The organism is Streptomyces sp. NBC_01506 (assembly GCF_045040295.1).
Taxonomy (GTDB): domain Bacteria; phylum Actinomycetota; class Actinomycetes; order Streptomycetales; family Streptomycetaceae; genus Streptomyces.
In genome coordinates, this window is the sequence record NZ_CP109422.1 from 663704 (window position 1) to 678586 (window position 14883).

Here is a 14883-nt window from a genome sequence, read left to right on the forward strand (position 1 = left end):
CTCCCTCACGAGAGCGCGAGGCCGGCAGGCTTGTCCTGGCGGTCCGTCGACAAGGGCGCGGCCAGTGCGAGAAGCATGTCGCCCGACGGATAGGGGTGTTCTGCGGGAAGGAGCTGCTGGGCGGCATCCAGCGCTCCGTCCCGTACGTGGGCACGGATCGCATGTGCGAGTGCGGTGACGTCGTTGATCGAGACGATCCACTTGTCCGCGTAGCGCGCGGCGGCCTCGCCCGTCAGTCCGAGTTGAAGCGAGCGGTGCGGAAGCGGCTGTAGGCGCAGATCGCGTTCGGGATCCCACTGCACTCGGGCCGGGGCTCGCCTCAGTTGGCGTTTCCAGGTGGCGTGGTCGGGATGCAGCCCGTGTTCGTAGTGGGTCAGGCAGGCGTTTCGCAGGGCCCACTCGAAGCCCTCGCGGGTGATTTCGATCGCGAGGACGGTCTCCTGGCCTTCCTTGCTCGCCCATCCGCAGCGATACATCATCCACAGGAACGACGGTTTGATCCACGTCATGCGGTCCCTCTTCCAGGCTGCCGGAAAGCGACCGTCCCGCGCGGCGGGCAGGCCGATTTCCGGCGCGTACGCCAGGTAGACGGTCACCGTGGTGGCCGTGTGGAGGGCGCGGATCTGATGCTTGGGTTCTGGCACGGTGCCCAGAGTCGACGTTCGCCGGGAGTCGCGCCATCGAATTACCGGGCAGGCAGCCGCCGGGGGCGTACGTCTCACCCCAGGTCGTGTCCCAGCCCCGCCCGCGTCGGCACCCGTACCCGCCCCGTGCCCGCCGACGCGAACGACGCCGGGGCCAACGGTTCCTGACGCACCATCAGCGGCCCGACCAGGTCCGCCGCCACCGTCGCGTGCGGCAGTGACGCCGCCAGGTGGACCGCCGCGAGCGTCGCCACACCCAGCTCCGGCATCGAACCGATCTTCACCGCGAGCCCCGCCGCCTCCGCGATCGCCGCGATCTGGCGCGCCCGGTACAGTCCGCCCACCTTGAGGATCTTGATGTTCAGTACGTCGGCGGCCCCGCGGCGGACGATCTCCAGCGCGTCGTGCAGCGAGTGCACGCTCTCGTCCGCTATCACCCGCACCCCGACCTTGCTGCGCAGGGCGGCCATCCCGGCCAGATCCCAGCGCGGCAGCGGCTGTTCGACGAGGTCGAGCCCCGCCTCCGCCATGCGCGTCAGGGTCCGGGCGGCGACGGTGGGGCCGTAGCCCTCGTTGGCGTCCAGGCACAGCTCGGTGCCGGCCGGCAGCACGGCGCGTACGGCCCGTATCAACTCGATGTCGGCCGCCGGGTCCACGCCGCCCTTCACCTTGATGTGCTCGAAGCCCTTCGCCGCGTACGCGGCGGCCTCCGCCGTCATCTCCTCCAGGGTGCCGAGGCCGACGACCCAGGTGGTCGGCACGTACTCGCGGACCCGGCCGCCGAGCAGGAAGTGCACCGGCCAGTCGGCGGCCAGGCCCGCGAGGTCGTGCAGGGCGAGATCGAGGGCGGCCTTGGCGAGGCTCTGGCCGCGGATGGCGGTGTCCATGGCGGTGTGCGCGCCGGCCAGGTCGCGCGGGTCGCGGCCGAGCAGCGCGGGGCCGACGTGTTCGGTGACGGCGGCGCGGACGCCGGCGAGGGTGTCGCCGGTGTACGCGGTCATGGGTGCGGCCTCGCCGTAGCCGGTGAGACCGTCGTCGGTGGTCACCTCGACGACGAGGCTGACCAGATCGGAGCTGGAGCCGCTGCTGATGACGAAGGGGCGCACATACGGTGCGCTGACCACACGAGTGCGGACCGAGGCGATTCTCAAGTGCGGCTCCTCATCCGAGTTCCGGCCTAGACCGTAATTCGCGGAAGCGTCTGTGGCAAGGAGTGCGGACCGCCGTGATCCGGCACCGCCTCCCGATGCGCGGGGAGGAGCGCCGGGTGGCGCGCCGCCGTCAGGTCGTACGGCGGTACGGGGGCGGGGCCGGGACCCGGGCCGCGCGACGACGGCCCCGCCCCGGCCCGGCCCCCCGCCTCAGAGCCGTACCCGGTACACGATCGGCGGCCGGCCTGTCTGCCCGTCCTGCCGGCTGCCGATCGGCACCGCCACCCCCGCCCGCTCCAGGCGCTTCAACACCCGCCTCGCGGTGCGCTGTTGGACGTCCAGATACTCCGCCACCGCGTGCGCGGTCAGGCCCTCACCGGCGCCCTCGCCGGCGCCCTCAGCGCCACCCGCGGCGACCAGTTCGCGCAGCTTGTCGAGCGTCTGCGGGTTGAGCCCCACGCGCCGCGCGAGCAGCACGCTGTTCTCCGGCCCGGCAGGCGCGGACGCCCGGCCGGAGTCGGCGTCGATCACCATGTCCACGTCGTCCCGCATGGACACGACCCCGGCCACGGACCCCACCGCACCGGCCCGGTTGACCGCCCGCCGCGCCAGCGACTCGGCCTCCGCCGCCGTACGGCCCAGACCGAAACCCACGTGCACCGAGGTGTGTCGTGAGGCGAGCGCGTCGAGCAGCGGAAGCCGGGTGAAGTGTTCGCTGGCCTTCTCCAGCGCGCCGCGTGTGGTCACCACCAGCCGCCGCCCGTCCGGCAGATAGGCCAGGCTGCCGCCGAGCGCGGCGAGATCCGCGGCCAGTTCGGAGTCGTCGGAGCCGGGCGGGATGTCGACAATGCCCAGCGCCACCTGCGTGTCGCCGCTCTGCGCGGCGGAGGCGGCGAGCACCAGCGACTGCACGGTGGAGCGGATGGAGTGCCGGGAGGGCGAGAGGCGTACGGCGTGCATCTCGTTGTCGAGCGTGTGGAAGGTGGAGCCGAGGCAGGTGAGCGCGACCCGGGTGCGCTTCTTGTCGCGGGCGCCGAGATGGAAGGAGACGAGGTCGTCTCCGGTCAGCCCGGGGCGGTACGGCAGCACGTGCACGTGCTCGGTCGGCAGCTTGGCCTCGGTCATGGTCTCGACGACCTCGGCGCGCCGCAGCGTGTCGATGGAGATCCGCGACACGTCGTGGCCCAGGCGCAGCAGTTCGACCAGCGCCCGCAGCAGCGTCGCCCCGTTGTACGGCACGTACATCGCCGGCCGGTCGAGCAGCCCGGCCTCCGCCGCGAGGGCGTGCGGCACGACCCCGGTGAACAGCAGGGCGTCGGCGCCGGACGCCGCCGCATCGCGGACGACGTCGAGGGTCTCGTCCTCGTGCCGGTAGGGCAGGCCGAGCAACCTTGTGGTGCCGGAGGCGCCGACCGCCTGCACCTTCTGCACCAGGTCCTCGGGGCCGATCACCCCGATGGTGAACGCCATGCGCCCCGTCTCCTTCATCCATGCGGCCTGTTCTGGCCGGGTCCCAAACATCGCGGGTAAGTGTAGGCATTTACGGACCCCAGCGGAGTCACGGCTACCAGGGTTGACGTGCCGCAAAGAGCCATTTACCTTTCGGTCCAGTCCATAAACGCGTTGCGTCGAAAGGATCACGCCGTCATGTCCGTACGGGACAGACCGCTGCCCACCGTGCTTGAACCGCGCGGCCGCACGATCGGCGAAGAGGAGCGCGCAGCGGTGCTGCGAGTGCTCGACTCCGCCGTGCTGTGCGGCACGTTCGGCGGCGAAGTGCCCGCGTTGCAACGGGAGATGGCCGAGCTGTACGGGCCGGCCCACGCCGTCGCGTGCAGTTCCGGCACCGCCTCGCTGCATCTGGCAGTCGCGGCGGCCGGCATCGAACCGGGCGACGAGGTCATCACCACACCCATCTCCGACTTCGGCACCGTGGCCCCCATCCTGGCAGAGGGCGGGCGGCCGGTCTTCGCCGACGTACTTCCCGACGACGGCAACCTCGACCCGGCGGCCGTCGCCGCGGCGATCACCCCGCGCACGAAGGCGGTCCTGGCCGTCCATCTCTTCGGCGCCGCGGCGCGGGTCGCGGAGCTGCGGGAGCTGTGCGACCGGCACGGGCTCGTGCTCATCGAGGACTGCGCGCAGGCGTGGCTCGGCGAGGACGGCGCGGGGCGGCTGCTGGGCACGTACGGCGACATCGCCTGCTTCAGCCTCCAGCAGTACAAGCACATCACGGCCGGCGACGGCGGCCTGGCGCTCACCGACGACCCCGAACTCGCCCGCCGGATGCGGCTGTTCGCCGACAAGGGCTGGGACCGGACGGAGGGGCGGATCCACCGCGTACCGGGGCTCAACTACCGCATGCCGGAGCTGACGGCGGCGGTCGCGCGGGCGCAGTTGGGGAAGGTCACGGAGGTGGTACGGGTCCGTCGCGAACGGGCGGCCCGGCTGACCGCCGCGCTCGCCGGGGCGGCCGGCGTACGGACCGCGCCGCGGCCCGCCGGACACGCCTGGTGGCTGTATCCGCTGCTGGTGGACGACAACGCCCGCTGGGCGAAGGCGCTGACGGCCGCGGGCGTCCCGGCCGCCGCCGGCTACCTGGAGCGCCCGCTGTACGCGAACCCGGTGTTCACCGGCTACCCCGAGGGGCTGTGCCCACAGGCGGAGCGGCTGATCGGGCGCACGATGGTGGTGCTGGACTGGAACGAGGGGTACACGCCGGACGACGTGGACGACATCGCGCGGGCGGTCCTGGCGGCATCCGCGTGACGCCCGACACGACGCACGACACGACGCAAGACCTGACGTACGGCATGACGTACGAGTGGCTGACTCCCTCCCCCGCCGAGCGCGTGCGCTGGGATGTGGACGTGCTCTACGGCCCCTGGCCGAGGCACCACCGCGACGCGGATCTCGCCGAGGTCCGCGCGCGGTTGGCGCGCTCCCCCGTCGAGCGGGCGCTCGCCCTGTCGACGCGCGGCGCCCTCTTCGACGCGGAGTCCGGCAACGCGGCGACGCTGCGCGACCTGGCGGACTGCCCCGAGCTGCTGCCGGTGGGCACGGTGGACCTGCGGGACGCGTGGGGCGCCGAGGAGCGGATCGAGGGGCTGTACGCGGCGGGGGTACGGTTCCTGCGGCTGTTCACCGTCGAGCAGGGGGCGGAGCCGGACTTCCCCGGCTATCGGCATGTGGTCGACGTCGCGCAGACGCGCGGGATGGTCCTGCTCCAGGACGGCGACCCGCGTCGCTTCGGCCCGGCGCTGGCGGGCCGGGGGGCGCGCGTGATCTTCCTGGACCTGCATACGTATCTGCTGGGCGACTTCCTGCTGTTGGCCCGCCACGAGCCGGGGTTCATGGCGACGACGCGGCTGCTGTCGGCGCCGGACTCGATCGAGCGGGTGGTGGGCGCGGTGGGGGCGCACCGGCTCGTCTTCGGCTCCCGTACGCCGTTCACGGACATCTCGCCGCAGACGCTGCGGCTGCGGTACGCGCGTATCGGCGCGGCCGAACGGGAAGCGATCGCGGGCCGGAACGTCGAGGAGTTGCTGAGCTGATGCCGATCATCGACGTACACGCGCACTGGGGCCCGTGGCCGTACCACCGCGACGACGCGGCGAACGCGGCGAACGCGGAGAGCGCGGAGAGCGCGGACACGAACCTGCGCCTGATGGACCGTTACGGGATCGACGTGCAGATCGTCTCGGCGGCGGAGGCCGTGACCTACGACGCGGTGGCGGGAAACGCGGCGCTGGCACGGGTGTTGGGGCACGATCCGGCCGACAACCCCCGGCTGTACGGCTACGCGGTGGTGAACCCGAACCGTATCGAGGACAGCGCGGCCGACCTGCGCCGCCATCTGGCCACGGGCCGCTTCGTGGGCGCCAAGATCCACACCCACTACCCGGGCCGCGCGATCGGCTCCCCCCAGATGCGCGAGGCGTTCGCCCTCCTCGACGAACTGGCCCTCCCGCTGCTCCTGCACACCTGGGACCCGGACGTCGCGCTTCTCCCCGGTCTCCTGGCGGACCTCCCGCGCCTGCGGGTGATCGTCGGGCACGCGGGCGGCGACGCCTGGCGCGAGGCGGCCCACGCGGCGGCTCAGTGCGACCGCCTGTATCTGGAGCACTGCCGCACGGCGGCGGACGCGGGCCGCGTCACGTACGCGCGCGAGGCGGGCGTCCCGGTGGAGCGTCTGCTGTTCGGCACGGACTCCACCCTGGTGGACCCGAGCGTGTCCCTGGGTGTGCTCCGCGACGCGGACTTCACACCACCGGAGCTGGACCGGGTGCTGTGGCGCAACGCGGCAGACCTGTTCGACCTGCCCCGACCGAGCTGAGCCGAAGTCCCGTCGGCCGAAGTCCCGTCGCCCGGACGGGACTTCGACAACACGCGGGCCCTACGCCGCCCCCTCCCGCGCCAGCTCCTCCAGGCAGCTCACCACCCGGTCCCGCTCCCCCTGCGGCAGCGGCGGGCCGAACGGGTCGTGGGCCGCCGCCTCCGGCAGCAGGCCCTCCCACACCGCTGCCCAGTGCATGCGCTGTACATAGCCCTCGATCGGGGAGTAGAAGGTGGCCTCCGCGAAGCGGTCGAGACGGGCCGACGCTCTGACGAACGCCGTGTGATCCGCCGCGCGCCAGGCGTCGAGGACCGCCGTCGTCAGTTCCGCGCGGGCCGCCGCGATGCCGACGAGGGCCGTGTCGGCGCCCCACATCAGGCTGGGGCCGAACATACGGTCCTCGCCGGTGACGACCAGGCGGTCCGTGGCCTGTGCCGTGCGGATCGCGTCCTGGCAGGCCATCGCGCGGTCCAGGGTGGCCAGTTTGAGGCCCAGCGCCCCGGGCAGGGCCAGCAGGTCGCGGACGAGCGCCGGCGGGTACTCGTATCCGCCCGCCTCGCCGTGCAGGAAGAACCCCAGCACCGGCAGCCCACTCGCCCGCGCCACGCGCTCGTGCAGTCGCACGGCGCGGGCGTGGCCGTCCGGGAGGGCGGCCAGGGCGTGCAGCGGGTACACCATCACGGCGTCCGCGCCCAGTTCGGCCGCCGTCACCGCCATGGTCTCGACGGCGGCCTCCGCCTGCTCCACCGACGCCGTCGCCGGGGCGAGGTCGCGGGGGACGCCCGCGCCGACGACGAGGGGCTTGTCCGTCGCCGCGCGCCAGGTGCGCAGCACGTGCGCGCGGTCGGCCGCCGAGAGGTACAGGCCACGGCCGGTGTGTGCCCACACCGCGAAGCCGCCGACCGGTGCGGCGTCGAGCTTCGCCGCGTACGCGCGCAGGACGCCGAGGTCGACGGTCCCCCGCTCGTCCATCGGTGTCAGTACCGCCGGGAGCACCGTCCCCCGCAGTCGCCGAAGCAACTCGCCCGATATGTCCACCACTTGTTCCGTCATCCCTTTGGTAACCACGCGCCATACGCTAGCCTTTACGGCCCAGACCGTAAAGGCAAACCGTAAAGGAAGAGGAGTCCGGCCATGCGCCTCGGCCTCTACATCAATCTGTTCGCCGACAAGGACGACCGCCCCGCACTCGCGGACGCCGTCGAACAGGCCCGGCTCGCCGAACAGGCGGGCTTCGACTGGGTGGTGCTCGGCGAGCGCCACCTGCACCGCCCCGGCTACCACGAGGCGCTGACCTCACTGACCTGGCTGGCCGCCCACACCGAGCGCATCGGCCTGGCCACCGCCGGGCTCATCGCCCCCGTCTACCAGCCGGTGTGGCTCGCCGAAACCCTCGCCCACCTCGACGTGCTCTGCGGCGGCCGGCTCACCGCGGGCCTCGTCCTGGGCTACCGGCCCGAGGAGTTCGCCCTGTACGGCGTCCCGCCACGCGAGAAGGTCGCGCGCTTCGAGGAGTGCGTGGAGCTGATCACCCGGCTGTGGACCGAGGAGTCCGTGACGTACGAGGGGCGCTTCACCTCCGTGACCGACGCCTTCCTCTCCCCCCGCCCCGCGCAGCGGCCCCGCCCGCGCCTGTGGAACGGCGGCCGGGTGCCCGCCGCGCTCGCGCGTACGGCGCGGATGTGCGACGGCTGGACGACCTCCTTCAACGAGACCGACGCCGAACTCCCCGCGAAGATCGCCGAATACCTCTCCTACGAGCGCGGCCCCGGCACCCTCGGCGCCGACGTGCTCGTCTGCCGCGAGGGGCACTGCGCCCCCACCTCGCAGCAGGCCCGTGAGGCGCTGGAGGATCCGCTGCGCGGGCTGTACGACGCGTACGGGTCCTGGAAGCGCACATCGATGGACGCGGCCCGGTACGCGCAGGAGTGGGACGACATCGCCGCGCGCAGCGTCGTCGGCTCCCCGGAGCAGTGCGTGGACGGCCTCGGCCGCTACGCCGCGATGGGTGCGGACGGCGTCATCCTGCGGGTCCAGCCGCCGGGGATGCCCCAGGCGGACGCCCTGCGGGCCATCGAGGGCTTCGGTGAGGTGCTGGGGCGGCTGGAGGGCTGAGCCCGGAGACCCGCGGGGGTCCGGGGGCCAAACCTCTGCGGTGGTACGCGAATTACGGGCCGCACGGCGTATTGCCGTCATCTCCCGTGCCATTTACGGTCAGGACCGTAAATCACTCCCGTTGGAGGTCCTATGCGTCGTGCCCTCGCGGCCGCGTGCCTGCTCGTCGTGACCCTCGCCGTACCGGCCCACGCCGAAACCGCCGCCACCGATTCGTCCACGTCCGCCACGTCCAGCACGCCCCCCGCCCCCGACCCCGCCCAGTGCGGCTTCGCCGACCTCGGCAGCCTCCCCCTCACCGGGGCCACCACCGCCGGCACCGCCCTGGACCGCGGTCGCGTCTACTCCGTCACCTCCTCCGCCTCCGGCCCCGCCCTCCTCGGCATCCGCGACGCCGACGACGGCACCCTCGTCGCCGAGCACCCGCTCCCCCACGCCCTCGGCTCCTGGGCCGTCACCGTCGCCCCCGACCACAGCGTCTACGTCGGCAGCTACGGCAGCGCCGAGCAGAAGGGCCGGATCTTCCGCTACGACCCCGACGACGACAAGGTCACCGAACTCGGCATCCCCGTCTCCACCGAGACCTTCGTGTGGACCGTCGCCGCCACCGAGGACTACGTCTACGGCGGCACCTCCCCCAACGGCCGCCTCTTCCGTTACGACCTCGACACGGGCGAGACGAAGGATCTCGGCTCGCCCGTACCCGGCCAGACCTATATCCGCGACCTCGCCGTCGGCCACGACGGCACCGTCTACGCGGGCATGGGCCCGTCGAGCATGAAGGTCGCCGTCCTCTCCCCCGACGGCGAGGTCCGCCGCGTCATCGAGCCGCCGATCGACGCCACCGGCTGGTCGTACGACGTGGACATCGTCGGCCGCTACCTCCTCGTCCGCTACGAGACCTCCGCCGCCAAGAAGCCACTGGGCGTGTACGACCTTGAGCGCCGCGAGTGGCTGCACGTCACCGAGGACGTGGAAAGCCTCACCATGGGCGGCGGCGCCCGCGGCCGGTCCGTCCACCTGGTCCAGCGAGGCGAGTTGATCCGGCTCGACCTGCGCTCGGGCAAGATCACCGAGCTAGGCATGACGGAGTTCGGCGAAGGCGCCGTACGGCCCCTGGGCTGGCGCGGCAACACCCTCGTCGGCACGTCGTCCACCGGCCGCATGTGGCACTACGACCGCAAGTCCGGCACCGGCAAGCTCCTCGACGGCTCCCTCACCGGGCAGCCCGTGTCCGTCCGGTCCCTGGCCGAAGGACCGGACGGGCGCGTGTACGCGGGCGGGTTCTTCACCGGCGGCCTCGCCGCGTACGAACCGGCCACCGGCGCCACGCAGTTCTGGTCCGGCGTCGGCCAGAGCGAGGGCATGGTCACCCACCAGGGGAAGCTGTACCTCGGCGTCTACCCGGGCGCGCGCGTCTACGAGTTCGACGGCGAGACGCCCAAGCTGCTGCTCAACCTCCACGAGCAGGAGCAGGACCGGCCGTTCAGCATGGTCTCGGCCGGCGACTGGCTAGCCTTCGGCACCGTGCCCAAGGTGGGCACCGTGGGCGGCGCGCTGGGTCTGATCAACCCCGCGACCGGCGAGTCCCGCGTCAAGCGGAACATCATCCCCGGACACTCGGTCGTCGGCGTGACCTACCGCGACGGCGTCGTCTACGGCGCCACCTCTGTCTTCGGTGGCGTCGGCACGCCGCAGGACACGGTCGCGAAGGTCTTCGCGTACGACATCGCCACCGACCAACTGCTGTGGCAGAGCGCCCCGGTGCCCGGCGACCTGGCGCTCGGTGAGCTGTCCTTCGACGGGAACGGCAAGCTCTGGGGGCTGACCCCGGACGCCGTGTTCGAGATGGACCCGGCCACCGGTGAGACCCTGCGTACGGCCAAGCACCAGACGTACCCCTGGGAGAACGCCACACAGGTCTGGCACGACACCAACCTCGTGTTCCACGCCGGATATCTGTGGGGCAAGACCCAGGGCAAGGCGTACCGGATCGACCCGGCGACGACGCAGATGACACTGATCGCCCGGCCGATCTCGAATCTCGCGAAAGGCGCCGACGGCAACCTGTACCTGTCGCGCAACGAGAAGTTCTACACCTACCGGATCTGCTGACCCGGACCGGACGCGGGCACAGGCACGAAGAAGGCGGTGGGGACCGGGCCGAAAGCCCGGTCCCCACCGCCGTTTCGCGCTCGCGCTCACGCCGGGCGCGTGAACGCCTCCCGCACTTTCCGCGCCGCCCGCGCGATGTCCGCCATCGCGTCGTCGTCGGCCATCAGCAGATGCTGCCGCACCCACACCGTGGCCGCCGCCTGCGCCTCCGCCACCGGGCACGGCCCGGCGTACGCGGCGAGCGACGGCTCCACCGACAGCGGTTGGTATCCGGCGTCGAGCGGGATGCCCTCCGCCGCCATCGCGGCGATGAAGTCGTCCTTCGTACGGCCCCCGAACGCCGCCGCGTCGTACCGCAGCATCGCCAGGTGCCAGGTGTGCCGCTCGGTGTCCGGCGGCGCCGGGCGCACCGACAGGCCCTCGACGTCCGCCAGCGCCTGCGCGAGCACCGCCACGGAGCGCGTCCGCCGGTCGATCTGCGCGGGCAACTGGGCGAGCTGCGGCCGCAGTACGGCCGCCTGGAAGCCGGTCATCCGCAGGTTCCAGCCCAGCGACGGGTGCTCGTACCAGCCGCCGCCCAGCTTCCGCCCGACGTTGTGCAGGGACCACAGCCGCTCGTACGTCCCACGGTCTGCGGTGACGACGACACCGCCCTCCCCCGCCGTCATCGCCTTGCTCGACTGGAAGCTGAAACAGCCCGCGTCCCCCAGCGTCCCCGCCGCCCGCCCGCCGCGCACCGCGCCGTGCGCCTGCGCGGCGTCCTCCACGACCGGCACCCCGGGCACGCCGGCGTCGGCCACCGCCCCCGAGAGATGGACCGTCATGACGGCTCCGGTCCGCGGTCCTACGAGAGCGGCGACCGCATCGGGGTCGACGAGCAGCGTGTCGGGGTGTACATCCGCGAGCACCGGCCGGGCGCCCGCCAGCACCACCGCGGAGGCGCTGGCGACGAACGTGTACGCCGGGACGATCACCTCGTCGCCGGGCTCGACGCCCACCGCGCGCAGGGCGAGGAACAGTCCCACGGTGTTGTTGACGGTGCACACCCCGTACGGCGCGCCCACCGACTTCGCGAACGCGGCGGCGAAGTCCTCGACTTCGGGCCCGTTGGTCGCGCCCCACAGACCGCTGTCGAGAACGGCCAGCAGCGCCTCGCGCTGCTCGTCGGTGGCGGGCGGCGGCCACTGGGGCCAGGGTTTGGTGCGTACAGGCGACGACGTCACAAGAGCCCTTTCATGGTTCCGTGGAGAATCCGCGCGCGCTGCGCCTCCGAAAGCTCCGCCAGCGCCACGCGGCCGAGCCCGACCCGCAGGTCGAGGAAGACGGCGTCCGAGCCGAACGCGATCCGCTCGGCGCCCACTTCCCGTACCAGCCGCACGAGGTGGCGCGACGTCATCCGCGAACCGCATGTCTCCAGTACGAGGTTCGGGGCCGCCTCCGCCGCGCGCGCCGCCGCGGCGAACCCCTCGGGCCACAGCCCGGCGTGCCCCATGAGGACCGGCAGCGCCGGGTAGCGCGGGCCGACCGCCGCGAAGCGCGCGGGATCGGACCAGGGCGAGCCGTACTGACCGTGGGAGAGCACGGGCACGCCGCGCTCCGCCGCGATCTCGAACGCCTCGGCGTACGCGGGCGAGTCCAACTCGGCCTCGTGCACGTCCGGGTGGAGCTTGACGCCGACCATGCCGGGTGTGTCCAGCAGGTCGCGCAGTCGGGCGCCGGCCTGCGGGTCGTGCGGCTGGTAGACGGCGTAGCCGAGGAGGCGCCCCGGGTGCCTGGCCAGGTCGGCCACGAGCAGTTCGTTGCCGGCGCGGGCGTCGGGGCCGACGGCCAGCAGGTGGGAGACGCACGCCTGGGCGACGCCGCAGCGGTCCATCACGGCGAGCAGGCTCATCGCGGAGCCGTCGGGGATCGCGAAGTTGAACCAGCGGCCCAGGTGCGCGTGCGCGTCGATGATGTTCATCCGGTCTCCCCCCGTCCGGCCCCGCGCGGTCCCGCTTCCCGCAGCAGCCGGTCGGCGTTGCCCGCGGCGATCCGCGCGACGTCCGCCTCCGGCAGGTCGAGGTGGTCGAGCTGGAAGCGCGGCCCGGCGTCGTCGGTCAGGGGGGATCCGGTGCCGAACAGCACGCGGTGCGACCCGAAGTGCTCGGCGACCCATTCGACCTGACGGTGGCCGCAGAGTGTGGAGGTGTCGACGTGCAGGTGCTCGCAGCGGCCCATCAGGTCGGCAAGTTCGCGCAGGCTTCGGTATCCGGTGCCGAGGAGGACGAGCGGCGGCATGCCCGTACGGCGGGAGAGGTGGCGCCGGCCGGCGGCGTCGAGCTGTTCCCAGTCGATCAGGGTCACGGTGCGCCGCTCGCCCAGCAGTTGGAGCAGCCGGGCGCCGTCGTCAGCGCCGTCGTAACGGTCGTCGTACGGGTCGCTCCCGTCGTCACCGAGCGAGAAGCGGTGCGCCTGCGGGTAGAGCCGTACCACCGGCGCGGGCGGCGGCTCCCCCGTGCCGAGTGGGCCGGGGATCACCACCGGCACGGCCACCAGCCGGTCCTCCTCGACCGGCGGCACGGTCAGCGGGTCGCCGTAGACCGCGTGGGAGTGCACCACCCACGCCTCGTCGATGCGCAGCCTGTCCAGCTCCGCGCGCATCCCGTCCGCGTCGCGGCCGGGCACCTCGTCGTGCGGTACGGGCCCGAGGATCCGGTTGATGTCCACGACCCTCATGACTTCAGTCCCGTCGTCGCGATGCTGTCCGTCAGATACCGCTGGAGCAGCCCGAAGACGAGCAGGCACGGCACGACGGTGATGGTCGCGCCCGCCATGACCTGGTTGATCGTCACGTTCTCGCCGTCGAGTGTGGCCAGCCCCACCGTCAGGGTGTGCATGTCCCCGGACTGGGCGATGACCAGGGGCCACAGGAAGTCGTTCCAGTGCCACAGGAAGACGAAGACGCCGAGCGTCGCCATGATCGGCCGGATCAGCGGGAGGACGATCGTGGTGTAGATCCGCCACTCCGAGGCGCCGTCGATCTTCGCCGCCTCGAACAGCTCGTCCGGCAACTGCGTGATGAACTGCCGCATCAGGAAGACGGCCTGGGAGTTGGCGAGGGTGGGGACGATCATCCCCCAGTACGTGTCCACGCCGCCCATCTCGGAGATGAGGATGTAGTACGGGATGAGCGTGGCCTGGAACGGCACCATCAGGGTCGCCAGGAACGACCAGAACATGATCTCCCGGCCGGGGAAGCGTTTCTTGGCGAAGGCGTAGCCGGCCATGGAGGCGAACAGCAGGATGAACACGACGGAGACCACGGAGTAGATCGTCGAGTTCAGCGCCCAGCGCAGGATGTCGGAACTGCCCAGCACCTCCTGGAAGTTCGCGAGCGTGGCCCGGCCGATGTCGAACGCACCCGGCAGGGTCTTGCCGCTGTGCGGGGCGAAGGCGACCAGCACCATCACCGCGAACGGCGCGACGGTCACGAACGCCACCAGCACCAGCAGTGTCGGCAGTCCGAGCCGCGCCGGGCCTCGGTCCGCCCGCCTCGCTTTCGGCGTACGGCCCCCGCCCCCGCCCTTCCCCTTCCCCTTCCGGTTCTCGTTGTCGCCGCCTGCGTCCGGGGGTGTGTTGTCGCGGGTGAGCAGAGCCATCAGTCATCCCTCCCGATCAACCACCGCTGGATCAGCGAGAAGACCAGTACGACCACGAAGAGCACGAGTCCCAGCGCGCTGGCGTAGCCGAAGTCGAAGTACTTGAAACCGGTGTCGTAGAGGAAGTAGACGAGGCTGTAGCTGGAGCGGACCGGGCCGCCGGCCGTCATGACGTACATCTGGTCGAAGACCTGGAACGCCTGGATGGCCTCGATGACCAGCACGAAGAACAGCACCGGCCGCAGCATCGGCAGCGTGATGTGGCGGAAGCGCTGCCAGCCGTCGGCGCCGTCGATCGTCGCGGCCTCCGTGACGGACTTCGGTATCGACTGGAGGCCGGCGAGCAGGATGAGCATCGAGTAGCCGAAGCCCTTCCAGGCCGACGTCGCCGCGATCGACGGCAGCACGAGCGAGTCGCTGCCGAGGAAGTCGACGGAGCCGAACGACAGGGCGCCGAGGGCGGAGTTGAGCAGGCCGTCCTCGACCTCGTAGATCCACTTCCAGATGACGGCGGCCAGCACGACGCTGGTGACGTACGGCAGGAAGAACACCCCGCGGAAGAAGCCGCGCAGCCACAGCGTGCGGTGCAGCAGCATGGCGGTGCCGAGGGCGAGGCCGACCGTCAGGGGGACGTAGACGGCGGTGTAGGTGACGGTGACGCCGAGGCTTTCCCAGAACAGAGCGTCGTCGATCAGCCGGGAGTAGTTCTCGGCCCCGATGAACTCCCATTCGCCGCTGAGCCGGTAGTCGGTCAGCGAGAGGAACCCCGCCCCGAGCACGGGGCCGAAGCGGAACATCAGGAACAGCAGGAGCATCGGGGCCACGAACAGCAGGCCCGCCCGTGCGTCGTGCCGGCGCAGTGGTGCGATCTTCCGCATCCGGCG

Annotated in this window: 14 protein-coding genes; 5 read left to right on the forward strand and 9 right to left on the reverse strand. The window is 72.0% G+C overall.

Annotated elements, in window-relative coordinates; translation table 11 throughout:
• Positions 1 to 5: 5 nt before the first annotated feature.
• From OG329_RS02835 to OG329_RS02845, 3 genes are all read right to left on the reverse strand, one after another.
• Positions 6 to 644 (reverse strand): DUF4291 domain-containing protein, encoded by a 639-nt coding sequence (locus OG329_RS02835; RefSeq protein ID WP_405792473.1) that lies wholly within the window; start codon positions 642 to 644, stop codon positions 6 to 8.
• Positions 645 to 718: 74 nt separating this feature from the next.
• Entirely contained in the window at positions 719 to 1795 is a 1077-nt protein-coding gene (locus OG329_RS02840; RefSeq protein ID WP_405792475.1) for a mandelate racemase/muconate lactonizing enzyme family protein, read from the reverse strand.
• Between the two features lie 210 nt (positions 1796 to 2005).
• Positions 2006 to 3265: a hypothetical protein gene (locus tag OG329_RS02845; protein WP_405792477.1), complete on the reverse strand. Its 1260-nt coding sequence runs from the start codon at positions 3263 to 3265 to the stop codon at positions 2006 to 2008.
• Between the two features lie 177 nt (positions 3266 to 3442).
• On the opposite strand from OG329_RS02845, the gene OG329_RS02850 reads away from it, so the two are divergent.
• Genes OG329_RS02850 through OG329_RS02860 form a run of 3 tightly spaced genes read left to right on the forward strand, consistent with a single transcriptional unit; the run spans position 3443 to position 6131 of the window.
• Positions 3443 to 4564: a DegT/DnrJ/EryC1/StrS family aminotransferase gene (locus OG329_RS02850; protein ID WP_405792479.1), complete on the forward strand. Its 1122-nt coding sequence runs from the start codon at positions 3443 to 3445 to the stop codon at positions 4562 to 4564.
• On the forward strand, positions 4561 to 5349 hold the full coding sequence (locus tag OG329_RS02855) for a hypothetical protein (protein ID WP_405792481.1): 789 nt from the start codon (positions 4561 to 4563) through the stop codon (positions 5347 to 5349). The genes OG329_RS02850 and OG329_RS02855 overlap by 4 nt, the downstream gene beginning before the upstream one ends.
• Complete coding sequence (locus tag OG329_RS02860) at positions 5349 to 6131, forward strand: amidohydrolase family protein (protein ID WP_405792483.1); 783 nt, start codon at positions 5349 to 5351, stop codon at positions 6129 to 6131. Before OG329_RS02855 ends, OG329_RS02860 begins: the two co-directional genes overlap by 1 nt.
• Before the next feature lie 60 nt (positions 6132 to 6191).
• On the opposite strand, the gene OG329_RS02865 is transcribed toward OG329_RS02860, so the two are convergent.
• Positions 6192 to 7184: a dihydrodipicolinate synthase family protein gene (locus tag OG329_RS02865; protein ID WP_405792485.1), complete on the reverse strand. Its 993-nt coding sequence runs from the start codon at positions 7182 to 7184 to the stop codon at positions 6192 to 6194.
• An 81-nt stretch (positions 7185 to 7265) separates the two neighbouring features.
• Between OG329_RS02865 and OG329_RS02870 the strand changes: the two genes are divergently transcribed.
• Both OG329_RS02870 and OG329_RS02875 read left to right on the forward strand, forming a co-directional pair.
• Positions 7266 to 8246 carry an LLM class flavin-dependent oxidoreductase gene (locus OG329_RS02870; RefSeq protein WP_405792487.1) on the forward strand — a complete coding sequence of 327 codons (981 nt, stop codon included), beginning with the start codon at positions 7266 to 7268 and terminating at the stop codon, positions 8244 to 8246.
• Between the two features lie 132 nt (positions 8247 to 8378).
• A complete protein-coding gene (locus tag OG329_RS02875) occupies positions 8379 to 10361 on the forward strand; it encodes a PQQ-binding-like beta-propeller repeat protein (RefSeq protein ID WP_405792489.1) in 1983 nt (660 codons plus the stop codon).
• Positions 10362 to 10447: 86 nt separating this feature from the next.
• On the opposite strand, the gene OG329_RS02880 is transcribed toward OG329_RS02875, so the two are convergent.
• The 5 genes from OG329_RS02880 to OG329_RS02900 are packed head-to-tail and all read right to left on the reverse strand — an operon-like array spanning position 10448 to position 14877.
• Complete coding sequence (locus OG329_RS02880; RefSeq protein ID WP_405792491.1) at positions 10448 to 11584, reverse strand: DegT/DnrJ/EryC1/StrS family aminotransferase; 1137 nt, start codon at positions 11582 to 11584, stop codon at positions 10448 to 10450.
• A complete protein-coding gene (locus tag OG329_RS02885; protein ID WP_405792493.1) occupies positions 11581 to 12321 on the reverse strand; it encodes an amidohydrolase family protein in 741 nt (246 codons plus the stop codon). The genes OG329_RS02880 and OG329_RS02885 overlap by 4 nt, the downstream gene beginning before the upstream one ends.
• On the reverse strand, positions 12318 to 13076 hold the full coding sequence (locus tag OG329_RS02890; RefSeq protein ID WP_405792495.1) for an amidohydrolase family protein: 759 nt from the start codon (positions 13074 to 13076) through the stop codon (positions 12318 to 12320). Before OG329_RS02890 ends, OG329_RS02885 begins: the two co-directional genes overlap by 4 nt.
• Positions 13073 to 13999, reverse strand: a complete 927-nt coding sequence (locus OG329_RS02895) for a carbohydrate ABC transporter permease (RefSeq protein WP_405792497.1) — start codon at positions 13997 to 13999, stop codon at positions 13073 to 13075. Before OG329_RS02895 ends, OG329_RS02890 begins: the two co-directional genes overlap by 4 nt.
• Entirely contained in the window at positions 13999 to 14877 is an 879-nt protein-coding gene (locus OG329_RS02900; protein WP_405792499.1) for a carbohydrate ABC transporter permease, read from the reverse strand. The genes OG329_RS02895 and OG329_RS02900 overlap by 1 nt, the downstream gene beginning before the upstream one ends.
• Positions 14878 to 14883 lie beyond the last annotated feature (6 nt).

Bases quoted from the DNA above. Each gene is read 5' to 3' on its own strand.
- OG329_RS02845 (WP_405792477.1), bottom strand. From the start codon at position 3,265: ATGGCGTTCACCATCGGGGTGATCGGCCCCGAGGACCTGGTGCAGAAG.
- OG329_RS02850 (WP_405792479.1), top strand. From the start codon at position 3,443: ATGTCCGTACGGGACAGACCGCTGCCCACCGTGCTTGAACCGCGCGGC.
- OG329_RS02860 (WP_405792483.1), top strand. From the start codon at position 5,349: ATGCCGATCATCGACGTACACGCGCACTGGGGCCCGTGGCCGTACCAC.
- OG329_RS02865 (WP_405792485.1), bottom strand. From the start codon at position 7,184: ATGACGGAACAAGTGGTGGACATATCGGGCGAGTTGCTTCGGCGACTG.
- OG329_RS02870 (WP_405792487.1), top strand. From the start codon at position 7,266: ATGCGCCTCGGCCTCTACATCAATCTGTTCGCCGACAAGGACGACCGC.
- OG329_RS02875 (WP_405792489.1), top strand. From the start codon at position 8,379: ATGCGTCGTGCCCTCGCGGCCGCGTGCCTGCTCGTCGTGACCCTCGCC.
- OG329_RS02885 (WP_405792493.1), bottom strand. From the start codon at position 12,321: ATGAACATCATCGACGCGCACGCGCACCTGGGCCGCTGGTTCAACTTC.
- OG329_RS02890 (WP_405792495.1), bottom strand. From the start codon at position 13,076: ATGAGGGTCGTGGACATCAACCGGATCCTCGGGCCCGTACCGCACGAC.
- OG329_RS02895 (WP_405792497.1), bottom strand. From the start codon at position 13,999: ATGGCTCTGCTCACCCGCGACAACACACCCCCGGACGCAGGCGGCGAC.
- OG329_RS02900 (WP_405792499.1), bottom strand. From the start codon at position 14,877: ATGCGGAAGATCGCACCACTGCGCCGGCACGACGCACGGGCGGGCCTG.